This window comes from Alphaproteobacteria bacterium HT1-32, assembly GCA_009649675.1.
Taxonomy (GTDB): Bacteria; Pseudomonadota; Alphaproteobacteria; order Rhodospirillales; family HT1-32; genus HT1-32.
On the sequence record WJPL01000003.1, the window covers coordinates 52,833 to 79,151 of the forward strand.

Here is a 26,319-nt window from a genome sequence, read left to right on the forward strand (position 1 = left end):
CATGTTTGTTATTCATTGCCCCTGGTGTGGCGACCGGCCGGAAACTGAGTTTCACTATGGCGGGGAAGCCCATATCGCCCGCCCGGAAAAACCGGAAGAGCTGACGGATCAGGAATGGGCGGACTTTCTGTTCATGCGGACAAACCCGAAAGGCTGGCACCGGGAACGCTGGAGCCACAGTTCCGGCTGCCGCCGCTGGTTCAATGTGATGCGCAACACCCATACGAACGAGATTGCCGGCAGCTACAGGATCGGTGAAATGCCGGACCTGCCAGACAGCCCGGGAACCACCGGGGGAGCAAAGGCATGAGCCAGCCCTTCCGGCTTTCCGAAGGTGGTCGTATCGACCGTAGTCGTATTCTGAACTTCACGTTCAACGGCCAGAATTATGAAGGCCACCCCGGCGATACACTGGCATCGGCCCTCTTTGCCAATGGTGTCCGGCTGGTCGGGCGTTCCTTCAAATATCATCGCCCCCGCGGCATCATGACAGCGGGATCAGAAGAACCCAGCGGACTGGTTCAACTGGAGAAGGGAGCTCATACAGAGCCTAACCTGAGAGCCACACAGATTGAACTGTATGACGGGTTGGCTGCCAGCAGCATCAATGCCTGGCCCTCGGTTGATTTTGATATCGGTGAAATTAACTCGCTGCTGTCGCGTATCTTCGTTGCCGGTTTTTATTATAAGACTTTCATGGGACCAGCCGGATTCTGGAACAAGCTGTATGAGCCGATAATCCGCCGTGCAGCCGGTCTTGGCCGCGCACCGGACCAGCCGGATCCGGATATCTACGATCATCAGTATATTCATGCCGATGTCCTGATTGCAGGCGCTGGCCCGGCGGGTCTTGCGGCCGCACTTGCCGCGGCCCGAACCGGTGCCCGTGTCGTGCTGGCTGATGAACAGTCGGAATTTGGCGGCAGCCTGCTGCATTCCGGTGAAACTGTCGATGGCCTGCCGGGCAGTGACTGGGTTGCCCGCGCTCTCGACGAACTGGGCCAGCATGAAGATGTGACATTGCTGCCGAGAACCACCGTTTTTGGCTATTACGACAATAATTACATCGCCATGGTGGAGCGGCGGACGGATCATCTCGGCCCCTTGCGACCGAAAACCGTCTCGCGACACCGGGCCTGGCATGTCCGGGCAAAACGGGTCGTGATTGCAACCGGTGCGCATGAAAGACCGATGGTCTTCGGCGACAATGACCGGCCAGGTGTTTTGCTGGCAGAGGCCGGTCGGGTCTATAGCGGCCGGTATGGCGTGAAAACCGGTGAGCAGGCGGTCCTGTTCACAAACAACGACAACGCCTACCGTTCCGCCGCAGACATGCATCTGAACGGCATGCCCGTCACCAGAATCATCGATATCCGTGCCGAGGCAGGGGAAGACGCGCTGGCTCTGGCGAACCATGCGGGTATCGAAGTTCTGCAGGGCTCGACCATTATCGGCACGGTTGGGCGCAAATCGGTCTCAGGTGTTGATGTGATGATGACGACACCTGATGGCATCGGTATTTCAGGCACGCCCCGGCGGATTGAGTGCGATACTGTGCTGATGTCTGGTGGCTGGACGCCGGCGATACATCTGTTTTCACAATCCGGTGGCAAGCTTCGTTATGATACGGAGCAGACCTGTTTTCTGCCCGAGCACTATGCGCAGGCCTGTCGCGTCGTCGGGTCCGCAAACGGAACACGGATTTCAGCGGATTGTCTGGCAGAAGCCGCTGAAGCCGGTCACGTCTCAGCCCGAGAAGCCGGTTTCCGGGCACGTGCAAGGAAAGCGCCGAAGGGAGAGGCCGTCGACCCAGGCGGTCTGCAACCGTCATGGGTCGCCCCCAGCGACCATCCCACAGGCAAGGGCCCCCGTAAGCATTTCGTCGACTTCCAGAACGATGTAACCGCCGGAGACCTGATGCTTGCTGCCCGTGAAGGCTTTCACTCGGTCGAACATCTGAAACGCTATACCACGACCGGCATGGGGACAGATCAGGGCAAGACATCAAACATCAATGCACTGGCCATTCTGGCGCGTGAAGTCAACAACGACATACCGAAGGTCGGCACAACAACCTTCCGACCGCCTTATACACCGGTATCCTATGGCTCGCTGGCCGGTCGCAATGTCGGGCATCTGTCTGACCCGGTTCGCAAGACCCCCATGCATGACTGGCATGAAGGGCAGGGGGCGGCGTTCGAAATCGTCGGCCAGTGGCTTCGTCCCTGGTATTATCCACGAACCGGGGAGACGATGCAGCAGGCTGTAAACAGGGAGTGTCTGGCCGTCCGCAATAATGTCGGGCTACTGGATGCAACAACCCTCGGCAAGATTGATATTCAGGGGCCGGACGCAGCGGAGTTCCTCAACCGGATCTATACCAATGCCTGGAAGAAACTGGGCATCGGGCGCTGCCGATACGGACTGATGTGCCAGGAAGACGGGATGATCTTCGATGACGGCGTGACAACCCGGCTGGCTGAGAACCATTTCATCATGACAACCACGTCCGGTAATGCTGCACAGGTGCTGGACTGGCTGGAGGAATATCTCCAGACCGAGTGGCCGGACCTGAAGGTCTTTTGCACATCGGTCACGGAACAGTTTGCAACGATCTCCATCGCCGGTCCGAAATCACGCGACGTGCTGCAACAGCTCTCCGGAGATATTGATCTTTCGGCAGAATCCTTTCCCTTCATGTCGATGAAGACCGGAGAAATTGCCGGTGCCCCGGCCCGGATATTCCGGATCAGCTTCACCGGGGAACTGTCCTATGAAATCAATGTCCCGGCATTCTATGGCCGCGCTGTCTGGCAGGCCGTCATGGAGGCTGGAAAAGCCTTCGACATCACGCCCTACGGCACCGAGACAATGCATGTTCTTCGGGCAGAGAAAGGTTTCATCATTGTCGGCCAGGAAACCGATGGCACTGTGATCCCCCAGGATCTGGGGATGGACTGGATCGTCTCGAAGCAGAAACCGGATTTCATTGGCAAGCGTTCCTTCAGCCGCGGGGATACCGCCCGCAGTGACCGCAAACAACTGGTTGGATTGCTGACCGTAACCGATGGCAATGAGGTTCTGCCGGAAGGGGCCCAGATTACCGAAGCTGCAAAGGGCGCCCCCCCGGTGCCGATGCTGGGGCATGTCACCTCCAGCTATTACAGCCCGACGCTGGGGCATAGTATCGCCCTCGCACTGATAAAGGATGGTCGGGCACGGATTGGCGACGAGCTCTATGCACCGCTGGAATCAAGGGCCATCAGGGTCCGGGTGGTCGAGCCGGTGTTTTTTGATCCGAAGGGAGAGCGGGCAAATGGTTGATCTCACACTGCGCCGAAGTGCTCTCTCAGGCTGGGAACAGAAACTGTCTGTTGCGTCAGTTGAAGGTGCCGTTTACCTGCGGGAAATTCCCTTCCTTGGCATGGTCAATCTGCGCGTTGACCTGTCTGCACGCGGTGTCGCCAGAGAAATTGAAGATGCCATAGGCTTTGCGCTCCCAAAACAGCCGAATACCGTGACGGCCCGCCTGACAACCCGTGCCCTCTGGCTTGGACCGGACGAATGGCTGATCGTTGCCCCCGATGGTGAACAGCAGGCCATTATCGGAAAGCTGGCCCTGCAACTGGCGGACCGGCATGCCGCAATCACGGATGTCAGTGCCAACCGGACAACACTGGAACTCCGCGGCCCGAAATCACAGGAAGTCCTGCAGAAGGGATGCCTGCTTGATCTGCACCCGTCAAAGTTCCTGACGGGTCATTGTGCCGGAACGAACCTCGCCCGGAATCAGGTCATTCTGGAAAAAACAGACGATTCTGCCACATGGCGGATTTATCCCCGCTGGTCGTTTGCAAATTACGTGGCGGACTGGCTCATTGACGCGATGATGGAATATCGATCCCCTCTCTGACTTCTTCACGTCGACAGCAAGACTGGACCCCACATGCATATCAGCGTTTTTGACCTGTTCAAGATCGGCATTGGCCCCTCCAGTTCGCATACAGTCGGCCCTATGAATGCAGCAGGGGACTATCTGCTTGAGCTGGAGACACGCGGACTGCTCGATCAGGTGGCTCAGCTTCAGGTAGATCTTTATGGCTCGCTCGCTCTGACAGGTATGGGGCATGCGACAGATATTGCCATCATTCTGGGGCTGGCCGGTGAGCGACCGCATACGGTCGAGTCAGACCGAATCCCCGAGATCGTTCAGGATATAAAGGCAAAGCGGTCTATCGAATTGCTGGGTCAACACCGCATTCCCTTCCTGCATGACCAGCATTTACGCTTCAATATGGATAAATTCCTCGAACAGCATTCCAATGGCATGACCTTCACCGCCTTCAACTCGTCGGGAGAGGTGTTGTTTGGCGATACCTATTTTTCGGTCGGCGGAGGATTTGTCCTCAATATCGAATCCTTTGAGGCTGGAGAAGCGGCACGGGGTGTCAATGTTCAGGTTCCTTACGATTTTGCCACGGCAAAAGAGCTTCTGAAAATGGGACAGGAAAGCGGTCTCAGTATCGCCGAAATGATGCTGGAGAATGAACGTGCGCTCCGGTCTGACGACGAGATCAACCAGAAGCTTGATCGTATCTGGGATACCATGACCGGATCGATCGAACGGGGATGCCGGGAGGAAGGGAATCTTCCGGGAGGGCTGAACGTCAAACGCCGGGCCACAACCATGCAGCGCGACCTGCTGCGGCGTCCGGAAGCCATGATGAAAGATCCCCTGACCATTCTGGACTGGGTTAATCTCTGGGCACTCGCCGTGAATGAAGAAAATGCGGCTGGCGGGCGTGTTGTTACAGCGCCGACAAATGGTGCCGCAGGCGTCATCCCTGCCGTCCTGATGTATTATGACCGTTTCGCGGCCAACTCGACCCCCCAGGGCGTGCGGAACTTTCTCCTCACGGCGGCAGCTATTGGCGCGCTGTATAAAAAGAATGCGTCCATTTCCGCAGCCGAAGTCGGATGTCAGGGGGAAGTCGGCGCCGCCTGTTCCATGGCCGCCGGGGCCCTGACCGCTGTCATGGGCGGCACAAATGAGCAGATTGAAAATGCTGCCGAGATTGGCATGGAACATAATCTCGGGCTGACCTGCGATCCCATCGGCGGACTGGTTCAGGTGCCTTGCATTGAACGCAACACAATGGGGGCGGCGAAGGCTATCAATGCCTCACGACTGGCCTTGCGAGGAGACGGCAAGCATTTCGTTCCTCTGGATGACGTCATCGAAACCATGCGCCAGACGGGTGCGGATATGCAATCCAAGTACAAGGAGACATCTCAGGGTGGTCTCGCCGTCAACGTGGTTGCCTGCTGAATTCCGGAGGATGCCCGGCGAACAGTCGTGAAGTTGACTTACAACTGATCTAGACTGCGCCCCGGCGCGGTAATCTGTCGCGACCCTGCTCATTCATTCCGGAGTGATTATGATGGATGGACTTCTGGCGCTGGCAATCGATCCGGCAGCCTGGATTGCCCTTGCGACTCTCATAGCCATGGAAGTCGTGCTCGGGATCGACAATCTGGTCTTCATTTCAATCCTGACGAACAAGCTTCAGCCGGAATTCCGTGAAAAGGCCCGGCGTATTGGCATTGGCCTCGCCCTTATCATGCGTCTTCTGCTTCTGGGAACCATTGCCTGGATTATTCAGCTGACCGAGCCGGTTTTCGAAATGTTTAGTAATGCGTTCTCCTGGAAGGACATGATCCTGATTGCCGGTGGTCTGTTCCTCGTCTGGAAGGCGACAAAGGAAGTCCATCACAATGTCACTCCCGAAGATGAAGACGACATGTTTACCGGTTCAGCTGTCACCATGGGCTTCACCGCAGCAATCGCACAAATTCTGGTGCTGGATATCGTTTTCTCGATTGATAGCATCATAACTGCCGTTGGTATGACACCCCATCTGCCGATCATGGTGATTGCGGTCATCGCCGCCGTTACGGTGATGCTTTTTGCAGCAACGCCACTCGCAAACTTCATCGAGAAAAACCCGTCCATTGTCATGCTGGCACTTGGATTTCTGATGATGATCGGCATGACCCTGATTGCGGAAGGCTTCGGGGTTCACGTACCCAAGGGGTATGTTTATGCGGCGATGGCTTTCTCTGGTTTCGTTGAAGCACTGAATATATTTTCCCGTAACAAGCGGTTGCGGAAAAAAGCTGCTGAATCAATGGCTCAGCAGTAGCAGGCCAACCTCATGCCGACGGCCGCTCAGCCATCCATTGCAGAGAGTTGTGCGCGTCGGAAGGCCAGTGGCGAACTGCCCGTATGGCGGGTGAAATATCGTGAAAAATAACAGGGATCAGAAAAACCAAGTTCGAACGCGACGGACTGAACCGGCTTGGCGGAAAACACCAGATATCGCTTTGCCTGCTGGATAACCCGACGTGCAATCAGACCGCTGACCGGTACGCCATAAGCCTGACGGGTGAGGCGATTGAGATGGGTTGGTGAAATACCGGTTTCAGCGGCATAGAAGGCAACGGACTGATGCTCGCGATAGTGCCGGTTTATGAGATCATTGAGGCTGAGTAACCGGCCATCAACATCTGTCGGCGGCGATACTTCGTCATCATTGGCCTCATGATACATCCGGTAGATTTGCAGCAGGATCATTCTCAGTTGAAGCTCGAGAAAGAGTGACCGTCCGATCCGCCGCTGTTCATACTCTCCGGCGAACCGCTGCAGGGCGATGTTCAGGTCGTCCAGATTGTTGTCCGCGAAAGATGTCTCGAAGAAATGATGGTGATTGAACCATCGGGCAATACGCTGATGTTCAGGAAACAGTTGTTCAGCACTGTCGGCAACAATTGTCAGTACATGTCCGTCAATATCGGCAGAGAACCTGTAACCGTGGGAAATGCCGGCCGGAACAACCACAATTCCGCCTGAGCCAAAATGCGTTTCACGTCCCTCTATCCAGCTTTCGCACCACCCCTGAGAGACGTGGAGAATTTGCAGGAAACGGGCATGTTTATGGGGTTTGATACGCCATTGATGCTTTTTGCTGCGCGAGGCGATGGTCTCACAATGGATGAAAAACTCTGTCTCATCTGAGCGGTTTTCACCATACAAAGCATAAGTTGGTATGAAATTCATGCCGTGCCAGAACAATGTCGATGGTTGAAAAGTGCAACAAATTGGCTTTCAAGTCCATTGCTATTGAAAGCCTCCGAACGCATCTGTCTTGGATTCAGGGAGAAAGATATGCGTACGCAGGTTGCTATTATTGGCTCCGGACCATCCGGGCTACTGCTCGGGCAATTGCTGACGAAGGCCGGAATTGACAATATCATTCTCGACCGGGTCAGCGAATCTCATATTCTGAGCCGGGTGCGGGCAGGGGTTCTGGAACCCGGATCAGTCACAATGCTGGAACAGGCGGCTGTTGCGGGTCGTCTTCATGGGGAAGGGCTTCCCCATGAAGGCATTGATATTGTCGTCAATGGCGGTCAGCACCGGATTGATCTCAAGCGTCTGACAGGCGGCAAGCATGTCACGGTCTATGGTCAGACAGAAATCACCCTGGATCTGATGAATGCCCGGAAAGCCAGTGGCGCTGCGAGTATTTACGAGGCCGGAAATGTCGTCATCTCAAACTACGCAGCCGACCAGCCCTTTGTGACCTATGACAAGGATGGCACGACACGTCGTATTGATTGCGACTTCATCGCCGGATGCGACGGTTTTCACGGTATCAGTCGGAAGTCGGTGCCCGAGAACGCCATAAAGACCTTTGAGCGTGTCTACCCCTTCGGCTGGCTGGGTATTCTGGCAGAGGTTCCGCCGGTCAACGACGAACTGATCTATGTGAACCACAGCAATGGCTTTGCGCTTTGTTCAATGCGCTCGCATACCCGCAGCCGCTACTACCTGCAATGCTCGCTTGAAGACAAGGTCGAGCAATGGAGTGACCAGCAGTTCTGGGATGAGCTGCGCCGGCGTTTGCCGGAAGCGACGGCCGACAAACTCATCACGGGCCCTTCTTTTGAAAAGTCCATTGCTCCGCTGCGGTCATTTGTTGCAGAGCCCATGCGGTTTGGCCGGTTGTTTCTCTGCGGGGATGCTGCCCATATTGTTCCGCCAACCGGTGCAAAGGGGCTGAACCTGGCGATCAGCGACGTCCATTACCTGTTTAATGGATTGCTGGAATATTACACAGAACAGTCCTCTGCCGGGATCGATGCCTATTCCGGAAAAGCCCTTTCCCGGGTCTGGAAAGCGGTCAGGTTTTCCTGGTGGATGACCCAGATGCTGCATCGTTTTCCTGACGATGGTGAGTTCGCCCAGCGTATCCAGCAGGCAGAACTGGATTATGTGATTCATTCCGAAGCGGCATCCACATCTCTTGCGGAAAATTATGTTGGCTTGCCTTATTGACGCCAGACGCCATATGACGATCAGATAAGGCAAACGACAGCCTGTTATCGGACAGTCAGAAGGGTCTCTGTGCGTATCATGCATTTGCTCCGGTCATGCTCTCCCATCGCCATTCTTGTTGCCGCAACCCTGTCGTCCGGGGCCGCTGCGCAGGCAAAGCCACCGGTCGAACTGACCTATGAAATTTATTTTGGCGGATTCCATATCATGTCCGCCCGGGCAGAACTGTCTTCCGGTGAGACAGACTACAATCTTCAGGTGGAAAGTGTTTCCCGGGGCATCGCCGATTTCTTTGTCAGCTGGAAAGGGCAGGCAAAAAGTAACGGACTGTTTGCGGGAGATAAGGCGGTCCCGGCGATTCACAGAAATGCCGGGATCTGGAAGGGTAAAACCCGAAAAGTTGACATTCGTTACGCCCCGTCCGGCGAAGTTACGTCCTATTCTGTGGAGCCGGAACCGGATCTGGAAAAAGTAAACAGCCTTCCTGAAAATCCGGCGACCGGTACGGTCGACCCGCTTTCGGTCATTGCCCAGATATCAGGTGCCGTCATGCGCGGGGAGGGGTGTAGCAGTCAGTTCGGAGTTTTTGATGGCAGGCGGCGTTATGATCTGACCGTCACGGAAAACGGAACCGAGAGCATCAAGCCCAACAGTTATTCCGTTTATGCCGGTGATGCACTGGCCTGCGGCGTAGAGATGAAACTGCTCGGTGGTGATCGCAAAGAGAAAAGCAAATATGCGGAAACGGCCCGTAATCGCACCGTCTATATCGCCCGCCCCCGGTCAGACGCCCCGCCGGTTCCGGTTCGGGTCAGAATTGATACAGATTACGGAATACTCATGGCCCACCTCACAGGCTACACGCTCAACGGTGAGACTGTAGGCGCCAGGGGCCTCGACGACTAACCTGTCTGACGACCGGGACCGGTTTTCAGAACATCCGGCAGCCATCCGATGACATCAGACGCGGCAGACAGGGCTTCGGTTTCAGTCCTGAAAACCCTGTCAGACCAATACCCAACCGGGAACCACCCTGAAGGGTCTTCCACATCCCGACGGTATTCCTGAAACCCTGTCGACCCGTCTTCGCGGACAAACAGGTCGACGCATAGCTCTCCATGCGGGGCGTTGATTGATTCCGTAACCCGCCCGGGTTTGGGCCTGCTCATTCTTCAAGTGCATGGGTCAGCAGGGCATAGAGCTTACCGGGATCAGAGCCGAAGAAGATCGGACCCAGCAGTTCATCGCGACCGGTTCCCTGAGACAGCTTCGCCAGTTCCTCGAACTCAAGCCGGTAGCGATCAATAGCTTCACGGAAATTCACGTCGGTCTGATACTTCTTCTTGATCGCAGGCAGGCGGTATTTCTCCCGCATGGTGATGATGCGGCGGATAAAGACACTGGTGTCTCCTGCGTAATAACGATCCCAGGTCTTGTCATCCACATCGCGTTCAAACATCCGGGCCAGGTCGACCGCGAGGGCGTTCAGTGTCTCGATGATGAAACTTGCCTGACGCATGGCCGATTGCAGCGATTCAACCCGTCGTTTTTCACCCATGACATCAAGCTGGGTCTGCGCCCCTGATGATGCCTCGATAAGCGCGTTCGCCTGCTCTTCAAAGGCAACAACCATACGCTTGGTCTGATCCGACACCTGTGCCGAAATTCTCTGCAACCGGTCCGCACCCTGTCGTGTGGTGTCCGACCAGTTGGTTGCACTCAGGATTGCCAGATCAGAAGCGTCTTTCAGTGATTTCGTCTGTGCCTCGATCATCGCATGGGTTTCACGACCTGTATTGGAAGACGCCTCATAAATCGCCTTCAGTTTCTCGGCAAACATCCGCAGACGGTCACCCGCCTGCACAATGGCCTCTACCGACTGGTTGGAATCGCCGCGAATTGTTGCCGCCTTGGTAACAAACTCGTCTGCGGCACCCTTGATTTCCTTGCTGGTTGTCGCAGCGCCATCACGCAAAGCCTTGCGTTCATCAGCAATCGCCCGCGAGGCACGGCTGATATCCTCGCCGGCACGCTTTGCAGATTCACCAACATCACTGAGAATTTTGATCAGGTCGTTTCCACCGCCTGTCACATGCTCTGCGGCATAGCTTGTTGCTTCCGCGACATTCTGAATGGAATCGGCAAGTGCTGACACGCGGTCAGTCGTCTCACCTGAAATTTCAGAGAGCTGTTCAATACGTTCATGCACTGATCCGGCAACACCGGACAGGCGGGCATCGGTTTCCTCGGACAGCAGCGACAGCATCTTGCACTGTTCACGGAACGACTGGGACACATCTTCCAGACGGGCCGCCGCCTGTTCCGCATTCCGGCTGACAGCCTGCTCACCAAACCGAAGCAATTCGCTGACCGAGGTCAGCCTGTCCGAGGCATTCTCAGTAACAGTCTCCACGGCTTTCAGCTGGCCGGACAGGCCTTCACCAAGCAGCTTCAGGCTGTCATTGCTGTCTCGCGAAACCGAACCGATCTCCTCGGCTTTCTGCTTCAGGGCTGTAAAGGCCGTCTGAATATCGTTCACGACTTCCTGTGACGCATGACCAAGCAGGGTCTTGCCATCGGTGAACATGCGGGTCGCCAGATCCATACGACCATTCGCGTCCTCTACGGCCCTGTTGAGGGCGCCCGAACTGTCGCGCAGCGTTTCACTGACCCGTTTGATGGAGGCTGTCCCGCCTTCCGAGCGGGCAGAAATTTCGGCTTCCCGATCAGCAAGGGCTTCCGAAACCGACCTCAACCGGTTGATCGCTTCTTCTGCCGCGGCATTCAGGCTGGAAAGCTGGTTCGACATCAGGGCCCCGGTCTCGCGCATCCGGGTAGAAGCCGTATCAGAGGCGTCATCAATAGCTTCTGCCTGAGCCTCAAGACCGTTGCGCGCATCCGCCGCATGGGTCGCAACCTGTTTGGCAATCAGGATCAGCCCCTGAGAGTAGCTGTCGATCATGCCGCCGACTTCCTTGACACGATTGGCCACCCGGTCAGCGGTTTCAGACAGGGTTCGCGTCTGCTGAGTGGTCGCCTTGTCCGCAATATTGGTTTGTGTAACGAGGGTGACCGAGATTTTCTCAAGATCCTGCGCAACAGAGGAAATTGCTTCACGAGCTCCAATTGCCTGCGCCTCAAAGGCGATGGCGGCCTTGGAAATTCGCGTTGTTTCCTCACGAAGCAGGGCAGCCGCAGCTTCCGCACCTTCCTTGGCACCTGCAACAGACCGGTCGAGCACCTCGGACTCACGCCGGAAGGCTGTTCCGACTGTCGTTATGTCAGAATTGAACTTCTGCGCCTTTGCAGAGGCTGCGGCAGACTGGCGTTGCAGGGCGTCGCCGACATCCTCTATCCGGTTCTTGGCCGATGCCGCTCCTTCGCTCAGAACCGCAATCTGTTTCCGGAATCCCATCTCCAGGGCTTCCATCGCTTCGGTCGTACGATTGGCTGCCAGATCGAATTCCTTGGTCTGGGCTTCGACCGATGCCTGTACGCTTTTCGCGCGCAGGGCAACCTGATCGGATTTCTCGCCCAGCATGTCCACCTGTGCTTCAAGAGCGCGGGAAATGTCGCGGGTACGGGATTCAGTCGTTTCCGTCGCACTGGCCAGCAGGCTGGTATGCTGGACCAGTACTTCTGTAACCCGTTCAGCCCGTTCCTCAGCCATATCGGCAGAGGCAGACGCCTGTTCGAACTGGCGCTTCAGGGATTGTTCAATCTCGCGGGCACGGTCAGCGGTTTCTGCTGCCAGTTCCGTGAGGGATGACGCACGGGCAGCCATGTCCGTATCGAGATGCCCGGCACGCTTCGCAAACACTTCAAGGTCAGCAGTCAGCCGCTCAGAAGCTGTCCGCAATTCACCGACTGCCTGTTCTGTCCGTTCCAGAACCTGCCGGTTGGCCTGACCGATATGGTCGACGGTGCTGACCATCAGCTTCTCTGCCTTTTCGGCAGAGGCTGCGGCTTTGTCGGTCGCCCGGACCGCGTCTTCGGCAACGGCTTTCAGGGTGTCGCTGATCGCCAGAGCCCGTTTGCCACCTTCACCGGCTTTCTCCAGATGGGTATCCAGCGACTTCGCAGCTTTTCCGGACCTGACATCAATCTGATCGGTCAGCGTGGCCAGATCCTGCAATTTCGATCCAAGTGCTGCATGCAGGGCACTTGCCTTGTTGACGGCAGAATTGGTTGCATCTTCCAGCATCTCGGCCTGACGCCGGAGTGATTCTTCAATCTCGCGGACGCGGGTTTCCGCGAACTCTTCGGGATAGGTGAGGCGTTGCAGATGATGTTCCAGACGCTCGGTCATCCGCTGCAGTTTACGCCCGCGCTCCAGATAACCGACTGTCAGCCAGATCAGGGCGAGCGGTGTCGAAAAGGCAGCACCCGCAGTCAGCAATTCGACGGTCTGAAAGGCGGGTAGCAGGCTCCAGCCAACTTCCAGTGTGATGTAATAACAGCAGATTCCAACCCAGCTCAGGCTGAGCAACAACCCGGTACGGGTCAGCAGCCGGTTTGGTTTTTCCTTCGGAATATCGTCGATCAGCGGGGTTGTTTTGCGATCATAGATGGGGGTCTTCGTCCGCGGCACCTGCACATCGGTCAGGGGCGAGGGTTGCCGGTTGGTCTTGCCATCCAGCCCAAGTTCGACAGCGAAGTTATCCGTACTGCCGGACCGATCAGCCATGTAGTCTCTCCCGATGATGTCGCTGCGTAATCCCCATTGTCACAGACTAGGGAAAACCGTGTGAGGGTCAAAGCCGTTTCAGCCATGCCCGGTCTGGCAGGACGAAGACGGGGGCGGGGCATTCCTGATATAGTCTCTGAAATGCCCGATATTGACGGAGATGACCGGGTGTAAATCAGCATGTCTTTGCCCGACAGAAAGCCGGTCAGGGTTGCCCGCGTGACCGCCGGAAATCCCGATATCAGTGCCATTATGAACAGCAGCATTCCTGCGGATCGTATCTCCGGCAATCTGAACGTCCGGGCTCCGTCAGACCAGGGGGAAGAAAAACGAGACCCAGAGTTTGTTACCCGGCGGCACCAAAAATCATTAACATTTTGTAAATTATTGAAATCAGTGAGATTGTTATGGGTAGCAGCAGAACAGATGGCTACCCCGGCAGATGAAGTTCACGGACCAGACAGTCGCCTTACTGAAATCCCGATCCACCCGTTTTGAAGTCTGGGGTGATGAGACACCGGGCTTCGGGTTACGTGTTGCCCCGAGCGGACGAAAATCCTGGATATATCTGTACCGCCATGAAGGGCGGGCGCGCAGACTGACGCTGGGTGCCTTTCCGGAACTTTCATCTGCTGCAGCCCAGAACCTTTATGAGATTGCACGAGACGTTCTGACCGCCGGAGGGGATCCGGCAGAATCTGATCTTTCAGCTCTTGCTGCTGCTCCGAAAGCTGAGCAACCGCAAGAACAGCGGCGACTCGGGCGGCCTGCACGGAGACGACCAAAGGCGGTGCGACAGCCGGAAGAGTATGAGGACGGGGAAGAAGACGAGCCGCTTTATTCGACAGACGACGCCATCAGCGAATCCATCGATGAAGACGGTGTCCTTGAATATTTCGAAGATGATGAAGACGAAGATGATGATCCGGACAGCATAAGCCGGGCACATTACGAGAGGCGCTTGCGGGCGATACAGGAAGAGTGGGCAGCCGCCCGCCGTGACATGCGGCTGATCGATCGCCTGATGCCCCCGATGCCGCCACCGGAAGCCCCGGACATTCCACTGTCCGCCATGAAAGCCCAGCACGACAAGGTTTCAAACACCATATCGAAAACCTTCAATATTCTGGGGCTGGCCAGCCTGTTCTTTGTCATTACGCTGGCTGCGCCGGATGTCAGTTTCATGGCCGCAGATGCCAGGGTGCAGATGCCGGTGATGAACTTTGCCATATCCTTTGACGCATTTCTTCTGATCGGACCAATCCTTCTGGTCGCCCTGACCATCTATCTGCATATCTTCATCCGGCATCAGCGACGGTTTTCCGCCATTCCGCAGGAACAGCAACTGCCGACGATTTTCAATATCAGCGACGGCGCGCCAAGCCTGATCACCTGGGTGCTGTTCTACTGGATGCCGCCGGCCATTCTGGCCGTCTTTGCCTATCGTGCGATGCCGCGTCCGCTGATGGGGCCGGTCATGCTGGAACTGACAATCATCATGGCTGCCGGCCTGCTGTTTCTGCAGGGGCGGCGCTGTCATCCGAGCCGCCGGCGCTGGGCGGTTCCCGTCCTGTCAGCCAGTATGACCGGACTGATCATGTTTGGGCTGTATTCCGGCTTTGTTGAAATCCCGTTTCACCGTGATCTCTACCTGTTCCGTGGCGATCTGACCGAAAAGGATCTTCGGGGCTTCGATCTGAAGAATGCCTATCTGAAGGAAGCCAAGCTGGATCGTGCAAACCTTCAGGGAGCGCGGCTGGACGATTCCAATATGTCGCTGACGAGTTTTACCGGGGCTGACCTGCGGGATACCAATCTGCGGGATTCAGATGCCCGTGCGGCAAATTTTGAGAATGCCAATCTGGAGAATTCCGACCTCAGTGGTGCCGACCTTCGTAATGCCACCCTCACAGACACCAATTTCGCCTTCGCAAACCTGTTTGAGACGAAACTGGAAGGAGCTGTTTTCTACCCTGACGGCCTGAAGCAGGCCTGTAACTGGGCACTGGCCGATTACGGTGCCGCGCCGCCGGGTTACCTCGGTCTGCCCGAGGATATAAAAGAACGGGTCGCACAGCTGGATTTCAGTGAAGCCGTTTTTGATGACACCAGATTCTGCCGCGCCAACCTCCGGCGTGCCTCTCTCGACAAGTCGAGTTTTCATCGCGGGCTTGCGGATCAGGCCAATCTGCGTGAACTGAGCGCAAACGGTCTGCTGGCCACCAATGCAAGCTTTGTCGGGTCAGACCTTCGGAACAGCTCTTTCGTTGATGCGCATCTCAGCGCTACAGATTTTTCAGACTCAAACCTTACAGAGGCAACCTTCCGGCGGGCTGATCTGCAGTCCACCCTGTTCAGGAAGGCGAAGATCCGTAACGGGCGGTTTGTCGGTGCTGACCTGACCCGCGCAGATTTCATTGATGCCGATCTGAGTGAAGTCTCGTTCCGTGGTGCCAATCTCGATCAGACCGATTTTACGGATGCCGTGATGATTGAGGCCGACCTGCGGGGATCCCGCGGGCTGACCTGCAACCAGCTGGTTCTGGCGCGGGACTGGGAACTGACACTTCGGGATGAAGTGCTGGCCTGCGGTGCGCAAATACCTTCAGGAACCGATTAACGCCCGGTGTTTCAGCCTCGCCAGGGGGAAGGGGCGTCCGTATCGACAGCAGAGGCTGTTGCTGCCGGAAATTCACCCTTCACCGCAAGCCGAAGCAAGGCTTCAAAGCGGTCTGCAATCAGATCGCGTTTATACCGCCCAGCCACTTCCTCTCGGGGCAGGACAGCGGTAGGCGGGAAGGCCCTGGCCGCAAAATCCGGCAAGACAACAGCATCCCAGACATTCAGGCTCTGGCCACCATGCGGTGCCCGCCCGCAAAAGATGCTGTAAATCGGAATACCTTCCGGATCCGGCTTGCAGAAACGCGCATTGAGTTCCGGTCCCACACGTTCAATCACCATGGCATAGGCACCGGCATCGCGGAGTCGGCGAGCGAGCGAGAACAGGGTCTCACATTCCTCCGCCGTTTTACCGTAGCGCCGGTTCACCGCTTTCTGTGGCGTATATCCGATATGTCCGAGAACCGGAATGCCTTCAGCGTGCAGGGCGGCCACAATCGGTAACAGAGCATCATCATGCACTTCCACCTTCACACTGTCCGCACCATCAGAAAGGAAATTACGGGCAGCCTTCAAAGCGGCCTCAATGCTGTCCAGTGTACCTTCCGGCATATCGGCAATCAGGAAGGGGCGGTTGTCGGTCTTGAATCCAGCATCGCGTTCGCGGGCCACATCCCGGACAAGACCGCGCAGGGTTTCCAGAAACGGTCCGCGTTCATCCGGATCAAGATTGGTGGAGCTGCGGCCAAGATGCGTCATCAGATAGGAGTCAGCGACCATCAGGCTCTCAACCCCCCGAAACCAGCTTTGTCCTTCGACGCTGGCCGAGGCCCGGGCAACAGCTGCTGCCTCATCACCGGTGTAGAGATTTACCTTGATGCCAGTTGAATCCGGATCAAGCCGAAGCTGCGTCATGCGACGCTGAATGTCTGACAGGTTCATAAGCCGGGTGATTAACTGCCCCCGGCAGCCGGCACAAACTGTTTTGCATCTTCTATCGGGTCAGTAATCTCGGCAATCTTCAGAATATCCATAGGGGGATAGAGCCGAAGAGCGGCTGCAACATTCATATTCAGCACCAGCGAAAACCGGCTGAGATATTCGATGGGAATATCTTCCGGCCGCTGACGGTTGACCAGAATGCGCTCGGCCTGATGTCCGGTAAGGCGGCCGATATTGTAATACCGGCTGATCAGGCCCATCAGAACATGCGATGGTTTGTCTTCTTCCTGATCAAGAGACCCTTCAGCGGCACCAAATACCGGCACACCATATTTGAGAGCTTCTCGGGACAGGTGATGACGATGCCGGGACATGAAGGAATCAGGCGGGATATAGATGAAATCGGGCTTCCATGCGCTGACTTCCGCAACCAGGTCAGGCACACTTTCCTTGATGGGTTCGCCTTTGTCGTCCAGCGGGGCTGCAAGGACCAGAATTTCAAAGGCCATGCGTTTGGAAAGATCCTTGAGGGCATCAACTGCCAGACGGGAATTTGATTCCTTGCGGTTATACAGAACTGCCAGCTTATTGAAGGATCGGTATTGCGCCATTGCCTTCAACTGGGCTTCTTCCGGCACCAAATAGAATGATCCCGTAATATTCCGCCGGGAAGTCTGCGCATCCGTCACCAGCCCGGAGCCAATAGGCTGCGATACGTTGGCGAAAACTGCCGGAATGTCCGTGATGTGCTTTTCCGGATCAACCTCAGCTTCCTTACCCAGAATGGCCAGTGAAACACCGGTTCCCCACGTGTAGACAAGATCAGGCTTCAGGGATTTGATTTCAGCGACAAATTCCGGAAATTTCGAACTGTCCCGGTTGGCGTCACGCCGGATCAGGTCAACGCTGATATTTCGTTCCCTGAAATAATCGGCGAATCCGCGGTCCGTATCCGTCTCCCCCCGCCAGGTCACCATATAGATGCGGAAGGGTTTGCCATCGTTATCAATGACCCGCCGTTCCTGTGCTGCCAGGGAATGTGGCATAAAAAGAGAAGCCAGCGTCAACGCAGCGGCAGCAATACCGGTAACCGCCCTGAAAGGGGCCATCATGATTTACTCCCTTTTGAAGATCCGGAAGCAGCAAAGCCCAGAAATACTGCCAGAAACAGAACCCCTGCGCTACTGATCAAAATGCCGGTTCCTGCCATGGCACCGGAATAGCCGAAGGCACCAATCAGGGCCGCAACAATAAACGGTCCGACAACAGACCCCATGCGCTCAATCAGACGGAAAACACTGAGAACCGTGGTCTGCCCGATTTCCGCAACTTCCCGGGCGCAGATTTCCGGCACCATGGCAAGTTGCGGAGAAATCGACATGGCATGTCCAAGTCCCAGCATGATCACGCCCGCCAGGACACTGATCGTGCTCTGCTGATACAGAATACCGATCAGCCCGAGACCGGAGATTGCTGTTCCCAGTCCGACGAACCAGCGATGGGCGCCCAGTTTGTCGGCCAGTTTGGCAAAAACCGGTGTCATCAGGATCGTGACAATACCATAGGCCATCAAAACCCTGCCAATTGTCGACTGATTGTCACCAAGCAGCTTGAGATAAAGCGGGGCCAGATAGAACAGAAAGCCCGTCAGAATGATCTTGCCCGGAATGGCGCCCAGAAGCAGCAATGCCAGAAACCGGGTATTACCAAGCACGGTTATGAAATCGCCAAACCGCAGTCCTCGTTTAGGCGCCCGGTCGGTTCGGGGCGGCTGGGGGTCGATCAGATTCACAACCAGAATTGCGGCCAGAAGGGCGAGGGCGGTAGAGACAAAGAAAGTCAGGCGGAAACCGATACGATCAGCCAGGATACCGCCGATAGCCGCGCCGCAGATACCTGCCGCAAACACTCCGCCCATGAATATTGCCATGCCCTGCGCACGGTTTGACGAGTCCGTGTTATCGGCAATGTACCCCTGACAGGCGATATAGATCGTTGCATAGCCAAAGGCACAGAGGCAGCGCCAGAACAGCAGGTCATAGAGACTGAGCGCAAGCCCGGTTCCGATAAACCCGATGACGGCCGGAACAATACCGATCATGAACACCCGGCGAGGGCCATAACGGTCAGCCCAGGAACCGGCAAAGGGTGTGGCGATTGCCACCATCAGCATGAAGACCGAGATTGGCAAACCGATGACCATTTCAGGTGTGAGACCCGGAATCGGCGCATACAGCTCCTTCACATAAATCGGGAAGAAGGGACGGGAGAGTTCTTCTGCAAAAATGAAAATGAACAGGGGTGTCCGGATATTGATCAGGCTGCTTTCCCGCAACTGGCGGCGAGGCCCTTCCGACGAGAAGAACCTGAACCGTTCCTGAACACCGGCAAGGATATCCTCGACCTCTTTTGAAACCACCCGGTTGCCAATCTTCTGTTGCAGTGAACGGACCTTGTTCAGCAACCCGTCATAGCTCTCGTTGATGCTCCTGATGGTCGCATTGAATGCTTCAAGGAAGCGGCCGATTTCATCATTCGACCGGTGCAGTACGGCAAGGCTGAAATCGCCTTCTCGCAGCCGGTCGGCGACATTATCCATCAGCCTGATCGGCGTTGTGATGCTGATGGCGACAATGATCAGCAGAACCTCGAAAGTAACCAGCAGTGAAATCAGCAGGACGACCAGAATGTCATATAAGATTTCGGAAATGGTCTGCCGGACAAAGGCCCGTTCTACGCCGACATGCAGGACGCCGATTGTCTTGCCATCGAAGGTGATCGGCAGCGCCGTATTCTGATAATCCTCCAGCTCCGCCCATTTCAAATGATTTCCATCGATGACCTGCCGGGCAATACCGGGTAGTTCATCTGGCATACTGGAAGAGGATGAAATGGATTTATAGAGTAATCCGCCTTCGGTACTGGAGATCGCCAGATAGCGGATTTCAGGGTGAGGGGCCCTGGCATCTCCCAGAAACTGCTCCATGCCAACCATCTGCTGAAACGGCACACCAATCGACAGGGCCTTTTCGATGAGATCATTGACGGACTGCCCGACGGTGATCGATTTCTGCTCGATTTCAGGCACCAGTTCGCGTTCGAACGCATCAAGTGCCCGCCAGGATGCGAAGGCGGCAGCGCCTGCCAGAATAATCAGCGTCAGTGCAAACAACCGGATATTGATCCGGCGCGAATAACTGCGGGCAGCACTGCGATCTGCTGGATGGCTCATGACGATAAACCTTCTTTACGACCGATCTCGTCAATTGCTTCCGCAGCCCGGTCAATATCCTGCTTTGCGCCCGCAGCATAATCACGGACCATCAGCATATGCGTTTCGATTTCTGTTCTGCTGCCGCCATCCGGCGGATCAACGCCACCAGACGCGGCGAGCGTCATCGCCGTCTGCATGCGGCGATAGGCCGCACTGACATCGCGCAGAAGTAAAAAGACCGCCAGGAAGGCAAGGGTGCCGAAAATTGCCAGTGCCAGCAACGAGGCTTCCCCCAGTTCGAGCAGCATCGCATCAACCTTCGCGTCAAAATAGCTCCGCGAATAGGTGACAGAGAGACCACCGACATACTTGTCGAGATTATCGACCAGCGGGACACCAACAACGAATTCCGTCTCACCAGCCAGCGACCATGTATCGGTTTCCGCACTGTCGAGGGCGGTCATCCATTCCGCCGGCACCGTCGGTTCTTCTGAACGCGGTGATGAAAACAGGCGGTTGCCGGATTCATCATAGACCTGAATGGTGGCAATGAGCGGATTGATTTCCCGTGCATGGTCCAGAATCGGCTGAAGTGTCTCTATATTTCTGAGCGCCAGCCCCAGGTTCAGACCACCTTCCACCGTGCTTTTCAGGTCAAGCGACACAACCCGCACACGGGAATCGAGCAGTCCCGCCAGCGTTTTCTGAAATTTGAAATAATTCAGGAAGGTAACCAGCAAAAGAACAAAGGCGACGATGCCGACAATTGTCAGACCGATCTTCGCAGTAAGAGAGACTTTCATGAGAACCAGATATGAAATGACACAAACGGAAATACGGAACCTGAACAGCAGTTACCGTGCACTTCGGCATATTGACTCATCAATCCGCACCGCGCCAGCGCAGGCCGAAAATGCTTCTTTTTTCCAGTTATGCGTCAGACGCAATGCTGCGCTGCGAGACAAACTATTGTGCAGAGCAGCAATTCGTCCCATCTTCCGTTCAACAGAGACAGTCACTCAGGAGAGATGAAATGACACAGTACAAGAACATGCTGACGGCGGAAGAACACCACCAGATCATGCTGAAGGCACGCCGGATGCAGTCCCAGACCATCCTCAACGGTCTTGGTTTCGGCATTTCCTGGACCGCTGCCAAGCTGGGCAACCTGCTCGGTCTGCGCACGACGAACCATGAAGTCAGCGACTTCTCCAGCCATCAGATGCGGGATATTGGCATGAAGCGCTCATGGTCCGACATGGTTGACGCACGTCGCGCCAACATCAATGGCGACCTTGCCCTGTCGGCTCAGTAAGTCAGTCGATATCTAACGGAAATACCGGCCGCCTGACCCTGCGATAGGTCAGTTCCTGATAATTGCGGGAAGTCAGGCCGCCGGCATCTACAGTCACCACCTTTCCGGCTATCGGCTCATATGCCGCCCGGAAATGGTGGGCTGACTTCACAAGCAGAACCCGATAGCTGGTCGGTTCAATTCCGAGAAACCGGAAATGCTGCAGGTCATAAACCTGTACCTTGCGGCTGGTAACGACAATATCCACACCGCCAGACCGCAATAATGCCGACGTTCCCAGATTGACGGCAACACCCCGATGCATGGGGCCTTCATGGACCAGGTCGCCATCACAGAGCGCCATCACGGTTCCCGAAACTGATATCGGCCCTCCGAATGCGGGATCAATCCGGCCTCCCAGATCGATTGTAATTTCGGCACCGATACCAGCCTGCTTCATGATGCGGGCCGCCTCAGGATCCACGATCAGTGAGAAGGCGAGACCTTCAGCACCGGCATCCAGAACAGCCTTCAGCAAACGGGTTGCATCTCCATATCCGCCGCCGCCGGGATTGTCCGAAAACTCGGCAATGACCAGAGGATCTGCATCCTCTGGATATTCTTTGATTGCAGTGACGACCTCACTGACAGTTTTAAGGTCAATCGACAATTCGTGCCGTCGGTTCCATATCTCACCCGTCATCGTCTGAACGATTTCGTGTGCTGACGGACGTTCCCCGTCGACGACCACAAGTGCTGACGGACCGGTCTCCAGCGTATCGGCCCAGGGAAAACCGCCATTTACGCTGACCGAGAGAATTCCCGGTTCGGCCTCGAAGTTGCGGGCCATCTGCAGTAACTGCCGCATCGGTCCGCCAGGCGTGCGCCCGTGATCCGCACCATCCATCATCTCGCATTTGCCAAGCAGGATAGAGGGTCTGATTTCTCCATTAAGTGTGCGCTGCAACAAGACAGCGGTTTCCATTCCGACATCATACATATCGACATGAGGGTAGGTCTTGTAGGAGACCAGAATATCCGCGTGGCGCGCCATGTTGACGGTTACATTTGCGTGCAAATCGAGGGTTGCAGCGACGGGGATATGTGGACCGACCCGGTTACGGATCAGTTCAAGCAGATAACCTTCGCCATCTTCATTGACGTCAGAAACCATGGCACCGTGCAACGCCAGCAGGACACCATCAAACGGCCCGTCACTGAATCCGGCCAGCAGCCGTCGCGCGATATGATTGTACGCGTCCGCCGTCACCGGGCCGGACGGCGTTGCCTGTACGGCTATGGTCGGGACCAGTTCCCAGTCATAGCGTTCGGCAACATCAATAAAGGCTGCAATTTCGGTATTTGTGCCCCGAAACGCCGGGAAGATATCATCACCCTCGAAATAGCGACGCGCCCGAAAGGCATCGAGATCAGTCGGAATTCGGGAGAAGGTGTTGGTCTCGTGATTGACCAGTGCGGTCAGGATGCGTTTCTTCATCGCCTCGTTTCCTGCTTCGTGGCTTGCGCGCACCCAGGGCTTCCTCAATGACGTGAAGTTTCTTCAGCAGGTGGCGCCTCAGCAATCGACCCAGCTTGCGACCTTCACCTGCAGCGAGCAAGTCAATCATCTCCAGATGATCATCGATGTTCCTCGACCAGCCGGAAGGGGAGGTGTTCAGCAGATAGCGTGCCCGTAAAATCCGGGCATTCAGCACCCGGTGCTGGTCACGCAGGACCGTGTTATCCGCAATTTCGAGAAGCCGTTCGTGAATACGCTGGTTTAGGCGAAAATAATCCGGCAACTCTCCCTTTTCATAACAGCCGGTCATGGCCGTCGTCAGATTGCGCAATCCCTCAATATCAGCGGCCATTGCATTGCGGGTTGCCAGTTCCCCGGCCAGAGCTTCGAGCGCCCCCATAACCTGAAAGGCATCACGAATTTCATCCGGCCCGAGGTCAGTGACAGTTGCGCCCCGGTTAGGCTGGAGTTCGACCAGTCCTTCATTGGCCAGCACCTTCAGAGCTTCACGGAGGGGTGTACGGGATATCCCGAAATCGGCACAGAGCTGACGTTCCGGCACCTTCTCGCCGGGTGGCAAAACACCTTCAACGATCATATCGCGGATACGGTCCGCCGCCTCGTCATGCAACGACGGTCGCTGTATCGGCGTGGCGGACATCTGCGTCACTGGCGCAGCGCCTGTTCAAGGACACGGGCAACATGAACAGCCTCACGTTCTGTCCCGTCAGCCACCTGATGCCGGCAACTCGTGCCATCAGCCACAATCAGGGTGTCCGCCTCTGCTGCACGGACTTTCGGCAGCAGGTCCAGTTCACCCATCTTCATGGAGACATCGTAATGTTCGGCCTCATAGCCGAAATTACCGGCCATACCGCAGCAGGAAGACTGAATCAGTTCATGTTCCAGTTCCGGGACCATACCGAGTGCTTTCTGAACATCACTCATCGCACCAAAGGCTTTCTGATGGCAGTGACCGTGGAGCAAAGCCTGTTTCGCGGCAATTGGCTGCAGATCAAGGCTGATTTTTCCGGCTTCGGTCTGCTCGACGATGAAGGCTTCGAACAGTTTTGAGGCTTCCGCCAGTCGACCGGTCTCATCACCCGGCAGCATTGAGCGGAATTCATCGCGCAGGGTGAACAGGCAGGATGGCTCCAGACCGACAACCGTCGCCCCCTGTTCAACCAGCGGCAGCAAGGCATCAATGGTGCGCCGGGCCTCGGCCTTCGCTTCATCAACCAGACCGGCAGACAGGAAGGTACGGCCGCAACATAGCGGACGGCCATCACTTTTCGGGGTCACCAGATTGACATCAGCGGCTTTAAGAACCTTCTCCGCTGCCCGTGCGTTCTCCGGCTCAAACCAGGTATTGAAGCAGTCCGAAAACAATACAGCTGTCGGGCCGGATCCTGCTTTCGCCGTCGCGCCCTCATAGGGCCGGGGGCTCCATTGCGGCAGTCGGCGTCGGGCACTGAGGCCCGCAACTTTTTCACTCAGCGCCGCAAGCCCCGGTATCTTGTCCCGGAGGTTAAGCAACCAGCCCACTTTCGCGGCACCCCGTGCATAACGGGGCAGCCAGGCCACAAGCCGGTCGCGGAAGGTAAGGCCGTGACGTGATTTGTAGGCGTGCAGGAACTCGATTTTCATCTTCGCCATATCGACGCCGGTCGGGCATTCCCGCTTGCAACCCTTGCAGCCGACGCATAGCTCCATCGTCGATTTCATGTCGTCCGATGTGAAGGCATCAGGACCAAGCTGACCGGTAATCGCCAGCCGCAGTGAATTAGCCCGTCCGCGCGTGACATGCCGTTCGTCATCCGTGGCCCGGAAAGACGGACACATCACGCCGGGGTTGGATTTCCGGCAGGTACCGTTGTTGTTGCACATCTCCACAGCTGACGAGAATCCACCCCATTCAGCCCAGTCCAGCACAGTGTCCAGGGGCAGGGGGGCATAACCCGGCTTGTAGCGGTGCAGATTACGGTCATCCATCTTTTCCGGACGAACGATCTTCCCCGGATTGAACAGGCCATCAGGGTCAAAGGTATCTTTAACCTCTTCAAAGGCACGGGCAATGCGACTGCCAAACATCGGTTCATGAAACTCGCTGCGAACCAGGCCGTCACCATGTTCTCCGGAATGCGAGCCTTTATATTCACGAACAATGGCAAAAGCCTCTTCCGCTACGGCGCGCATCTTCTTCGCGCCTTCATCGGTTTTCATGTTCAGAATCGGCCGGACGTGAAGGGTGCCGACAGAGGCGTGGGCATACCAGGTGCCCTCGGTGCCATGACGGCGAAACAACTGATTCAGCCGATCCGTATATTCGGCGAGGTCTTCCAGCGGAACGGCGCAATCCTCAATGAACGAGACCGGTTTTCCGTCCCCCTTCATGGACATCACAATATTCAGGCCCGCTGCCCGGACACTCCAGATTTCCTGCTGGAAAGACGGGTCTTCCGCCCGCACCACAGCATTCGGAAAGCCGTGATCTGCCATCAGTTCTTCAAGCTGGTCCAGCTTCGCCAGCTGCTCGTTCCGGTCATCACCGGCAAATTCCACCAGCAGCAGTGAATCCGGCTCGCCCTGAATACAACGGTCCAAAACCGGGCGGAATTCCGCATTCTGCCGCCCCAGTTCGATAATCGTCCGGTCAACCAGTTCAACAGCTGACGGTCCGAGCTTTACAATATGCTGGGTGGTATCCATCGCAGAAAAGAAAGTCGGGAAATGACAGACGCCGAGCGCCTTCTGTGCGGGGATTTCCTGCAGGTCGAGCTCAATTTCCGAGAAAAATCCGAGTGTGCCTTCCGATCCGACCAGCAGATGCGCCATGTTGTGACCGCGCGGGTCAATGCTGTCGATATTGTACCCGCCGACGCGACGCAGCAGCTTCGGAAATTTATCGGCGATCTCCGTCGCTTCACGGGCGTGCAGACGACGCATTTTCATCAGGATATCGAGATAGCGGGAATCCTCAGAAATGCCTTCCAGATTTCCCGGAATGTCGCCAAAGGTGTGACGGGTTCCATCAGCCAGAATCGCATCAATCTCCCGGACATTATGGACCATGTTTCCATAGCGGATCGAGCGTGACCCGCAGGAGTTGTTTCCGGTCATTCCACCGATTGTCGCCCGGTTGGCCGGCGATACATCCACCGGATAAAAAAGGCCATGCGGTTTCAGCCAGGCATTCAGATGGTTCAGCACGATACCCGGCTGAACCCGGACCCGCCGTCGTTCCTTGTCGAAGGAGACAACACCGCGAAGGTATTTGCTGGTATCAATAACCAGTGCTTCCCCGACCGTCTGACCACATTGCGAGGTCCCGGCACCCCGCGGCAGAATGGGAATGCCCTGTTCGCGGCCGATGGTAATCGCCGCTTCAATGTCCGTGACAGAGCGGGGGACAATAACGCCGATCGGTTCAATCTGATAGATGGAAGCGTCGGTGCTGTAGCGACCGCGAGAGAATCCGTCGAACAGAACTTCCGCATTGGTTTCACGGCGCAACCGGTCGGACAGGGCGCTGTCACCCGGTCGGGCGCCACTGGTTCCCGGCTTGATACGTGTCTGAACAGTCATCCTGTCGCTCCTGAAATTTTCCAAAATTTAGCACATAATGCGCATATCGCAAAACATTGTT

At 56.1% G+C, this 26,319-nt stretch carries 20 protein-coding genes; 10 read left to right on the top strand and 10 right to left on the bottom strand.

The genetic code is table 11. The features are described 5' to 3' along the window. The first annotated feature begins 1 nt into the window (after position 1). From GH722_15625 to GH722_15645, 5 genes are all read left to right on the top strand, one after another. Positions 2-310, top strand: a complete 309-nt coding sequence (locus GH722_15625; GenBank protein ID MRG73198.1) for a sarcosine oxidase subunit delta family protein — start codon at positions 2-4, stop codon at positions 308-310. After that, positions 307-3,324 carry a sarcosine oxidase subunit alpha family protein gene (locus GH722_15630; GenBank protein ID MRG73199.1) on the top strand — a complete coding sequence of 1,006 codons (3,018 nt, stop codon included), beginning with the start codon at positions 307-309 and terminating at the stop codon, positions 3,322-3,324. The genes GH722_15625 and GH722_15630 overlap by 4 nt, the downstream gene beginning before the upstream one ends. Beyond that, positions 3,209-3,913 (top strand): sarcosine oxidase subunit gamma, encoded by a 705-nt coding sequence (locus tag GH722_15635; GenBank protein MRG73200.1) that lies wholly within the window; start codon positions 3,209-3,211, stop codon positions 3,911-3,913. Before GH722_15630 ends, GH722_15635 begins: the two co-directional genes overlap by 116 nt. 33 nt (positions 3,914-3,946) lie before the next feature. Beyond that, complete coding sequence (locus tag GH722_15640; GenBank protein MRG73201.1) at positions 3,947-5,329, top strand: L-serine ammonia-lyase; 1,383 nt, start codon at positions 3,947-3,949, stop codon at positions 5,327-5,329. Positions 5,330-5,441: 112 nt separating this feature from the next. Beyond that, the gene (locus GH722_15645) at positions 5,442-6,203 is read left to right on the top strand and encodes a TerC family protein (GenBank protein MRG73202.1); all 762 of its coding nucleotides are present in this window, start codon (positions 5,442-5,444) and stop codon (positions 6,201-6,203) included. A gap of 26 nt (positions 6,204-6,229) precedes the next feature. Here the strand turns inward: GH722_15645 and GH722_15650 are convergent, their stop codons facing one another. Beyond that, on the bottom strand, positions 6,230-7,117 hold the full coding sequence (locus GH722_15650) for a helix-turn-helix domain-containing protein (protein ID MRG73203.1): 888 nt from the start codon (positions 7,115-7,117) through the stop codon (positions 6,230-6,232). Positions 7,118-7,225: 108 nt separating this feature from the next. On the opposite strand from GH722_15650, the gene pobA reads away from it, so the two are divergent. Both pobA and GH722_15660 read left to right on the top strand, forming a co-directional pair. Then, positions 7,226-8,398 (top strand): 4-hydroxybenzoate 3-monooxygenase, encoded by a 1,173-nt coding sequence (pobA, locus tag GH722_15655; protein MRG73204.1) that lies wholly within the window; start codon positions 7,226-7,228, stop codon positions 8,396-8,398. Positions 8,399-8,467: 69 nt separating this feature from the next. Beyond that, on the top strand, positions 8,468-9,304 hold the full coding sequence (locus GH722_15660) for a DUF3108 domain-containing protein (protein MRG73205.1): 837 nt from the start codon (positions 8,468-8,470) through the stop codon (positions 9,302-9,304). Here the strand turns inward: GH722_15660 and GH722_15665 are convergent. Both GH722_15665 and GH722_15670 read right to left on the bottom strand, forming a co-directional pair. Next, a complete protein-coding gene (locus tag GH722_15665; protein ID MRG73206.1) occupies positions 9,301-9,567 on the bottom strand; it encodes a hypothetical protein in 267 nt (88 codons plus the stop codon). The two genes, GH722_15660 and GH722_15665, sit on opposite strands and share 4 nt — an antisense overlap. Further along, the gene (locus GH722_15670) at positions 9,564-13,085 is read right to left on the bottom strand and encodes a hypothetical protein (GenBank protein ID MRG73207.1); all 3,522 of its coding nucleotides are present in this window, start codon (positions 13,083-13,085) and stop codon (positions 9,564-9,566) included. The genes GH722_15665 and GH722_15670 overlap by 4 nt, the downstream gene beginning before the upstream one ends. A 180-nt stretch (positions 13,086-13,265) precedes the next feature. Between GH722_15670 and GH722_15675 the strand changes: the two genes are divergently transcribed. Continuing rightward, positions 13,266-13,583: a hypothetical protein gene (locus tag GH722_15675; protein ID MRG73208.1), complete on the top strand. Its 318-nt coding sequence runs from the start codon at positions 13,266-13,268 to the stop codon at positions 13,581-13,583. Further along, positions 13,528-15,705 (top strand): DUF4102 domain-containing protein, encoded by a 2,178-nt coding sequence (locus GH722_15680; protein MRG73209.1) that lies wholly within the window; start codon positions 13,528-13,530, stop codon positions 15,703-15,705. Before GH722_15675 ends, GH722_15680 begins: the two co-directional genes overlap by 56 nt. An 11-nt stretch (positions 15,706-15,716) precedes the next feature. Here the strand turns inward: GH722_15680 and GH722_15685 are convergent, their stop codons facing one another. Genes GH722_15685 through GH722_15700 form a run of 4 tightly spaced genes read right to left on the bottom strand, consistent with a single transcriptional unit; the run spans position 15,717 to position 20,663 of the window. Continuing rightward, positions 15,717-16,646 (bottom strand): hypothetical protein, encoded by a 930-nt coding sequence (locus tag GH722_15685; protein ID MRG73210.1) that lies wholly within the window; start codon positions 16,644-16,646, stop codon positions 15,717-15,719. Between the two features lie 11 nt (positions 16,647-16,657). After that, positions 16,658-17,758 carry an ABC transporter substrate-binding protein gene (locus GH722_15690; GenBank protein MRG73211.1) on the bottom strand — a complete coding sequence of 367 codons (1,101 nt, stop codon included), beginning with the start codon at positions 17,756-17,758 and terminating at the stop codon, positions 16,658-16,660. Then, on the bottom strand, positions 17,755-19,878 hold the full coding sequence (locus GH722_15695) for an MFS transporter (protein ID MRG73212.1): 2,124 nt from the start codon (positions 19,876-19,878) through the stop codon (positions 17,755-17,757). The genes GH722_15690 and GH722_15695 overlap by 4 nt, the downstream gene beginning before the upstream one ends. Further along, a complete protein-coding gene (locus tag GH722_15700; GenBank protein ID MRG73213.1) occupies positions 19,875-20,663 on the bottom strand; it encodes a hypothetical protein in 789 nt (262 codons plus the stop codon). The genes GH722_15695 and GH722_15700 overlap by 4 nt, the downstream gene beginning before the upstream one ends. Positions 20,664-20,893: 230 nt before the next feature. Between GH722_15700 and GH722_15705 the strand changes: the two genes are divergently transcribed. Next, a complete protein-coding gene (locus tag GH722_15705; protein MRG73214.1) occupies positions 20,894-21,175 on the top strand; it encodes a hypothetical protein in 282 nt (93 codons plus the stop codon). 1 nt (position 21,176) lies between these two features. Here GH722_15705 and GH722_15710 read toward each other — a convergent pair whose 3' ends face one another. From GH722_15710 to GH722_15720, 3 genes are read right to left on the bottom strand one after another with little or no spacing between them, the layout of a single operon-like run. Continuing rightward, positions 21,177-22,652 (bottom strand): hypothetical protein, encoded by a 1,476-nt coding sequence (locus tag GH722_15710; protein ID MRG73215.1) that lies wholly within the window; start codon positions 22,650-22,652, stop codon positions 21,177-21,179. Continuing rightward, positions 22,585-23,343 (bottom strand): FCD domain-containing protein, encoded by a 759-nt coding sequence (locus tag GH722_15715; GenBank protein MRG73216.1) that lies wholly within the window; start codon positions 23,341-23,343, stop codon positions 22,585-22,587. Before GH722_15715 ends, GH722_15710 begins: the two co-directional genes overlap by 68 nt. Next, positions 23,340-26,258, bottom strand: a complete 2,919-nt coding sequence (locus GH722_15720) for an FAD-binding protein (GenBank protein MRG73217.1) — start codon at positions 26,256-26,258, stop codon at positions 23,340-23,342. Before GH722_15720 ends, GH722_15715 begins: the two co-directional genes overlap by 4 nt. Positions 26,259-26,319: the final 61 nt, after the last annotated feature.

What these genes read in the sequence shown, in the direction of transcription:
- GH722_15625 (MRG73198.1), top strand. Translation starts at nt 2, where the DNA reads ATGTTTGTTATTCATTGCCCCTGGTGTGGCGACCGGCCGGAAACTGAG.
- GH722_15630 (MRG73199.1), top strand. Translation starts at nt 307, where the DNA reads ATGAGCCAGCCCTTCCGGCTTTCCGAAGGTGGTCGTATCGACCGTAGT.
- GH722_15635 (MRG73200.1), top strand. Translation starts at nt 3,209, where the DNA reads ATGGTCGGGCACGGATTGGCGACGAGCTCTATGCACCGCTGGAATCAA.
- GH722_15640 (MRG73201.1), top strand. Translation starts at nt 3,947, where the DNA reads ATGCATATCAGCGTTTTTGACCTGTTCAAGATCGGCATTGGCCCCTCC.
- GH722_15645 (MRG73202.1), top strand. Translation starts at nt 5,442, where the DNA reads ATGGATGGACTTCTGGCGCTGGCAATCGATCCGGCAGCCTGGATTGCC.
- GH722_15650 (MRG73203.1), bottom strand. Translation starts at nt 7,117, where the DNA reads ATGAATTTCATACCAACTTATGCTTTGTATGGTGAAAACCGCTCAGAT.
- pobA (MRG73204.1), top strand. Translation starts at nt 7,226, where the DNA reads ATGCGTACGCAGGTTGCTATTATTGGCTCCGGACCATCCGGGCTACTG.
- GH722_15665 (MRG73206.1), bottom strand. Translation starts at nt 9,567, where the DNA reads ATGAGCAGGCCCAAACCCGGGCGGGTTACGGAATCAATCAACGCCCCG.
- GH722_15670 (MRG73207.1), bottom strand. Translation starts at nt 13,085, where the DNA reads ATGGCTGATCGGTCCGGCAGTACGGATAACTTCGCTGTCGAACTTGGG.
- GH722_15675 (MRG73208.1), top strand. Translation starts at nt 13,266, where the DNA reads ATGTCTTTGCCCGACAGAAAGCCGGTCAGGGTTGCCCGCGTGACCGCC.
- GH722_15680 (MRG73209.1), top strand. Translation starts at nt 13,528, where the DNA reads ATGAAGTTCACGGACCAGACAGTCGCCTTACTGAAATCCCGATCCACC.
- GH722_15685 (MRG73210.1), bottom strand. Translation starts at nt 16,646, where the DNA reads ATGAACCTGTCAGACATTCAGCGTCGCATGACGCAGCTTCGGCTTGAT.
- GH722_15690 (MRG73211.1), bottom strand. Translation starts at nt 17,758, where the DNA reads ATGATGGCCCCTTTCAGGGCGGTTACCGGTATTGCTGCCGCTGCGTTG.
- GH722_15695 (MRG73212.1), bottom strand. Translation starts at nt 19,878, where the DNA reads ATGAGCCATCCAGCAGATCGCAGTGCTGCCCGCAGTTATTCGCGCCGG.
- GH722_15700 (MRG73213.1), bottom strand. Translation starts at nt 20,663, where the DNA reads ATGAAAGTCTCTCTTACTGCGAAGATCGGTCTGACAATTGTCGGCATC.
- GH722_15705 (MRG73214.1), top strand. Translation starts at nt 20,894, where the DNA reads ATGACACAGTACAAGAACATGCTGACGGCGGAAGAACACCACCAGATC.
- GH722_15710 (MRG73215.1), bottom strand. Translation starts at nt 22,652, where the DNA reads ATGAAGAAACGCATCCTGACCGCACTGGTCAATCACGAGACCAACACC.
- GH722_15720 (MRG73217.1), bottom strand. Translation starts at nt 26,258, where the DNA reads ATGACTGTTCAGACACGTATCAAGCCGGGAACCAGTGGCGCCCGACCG.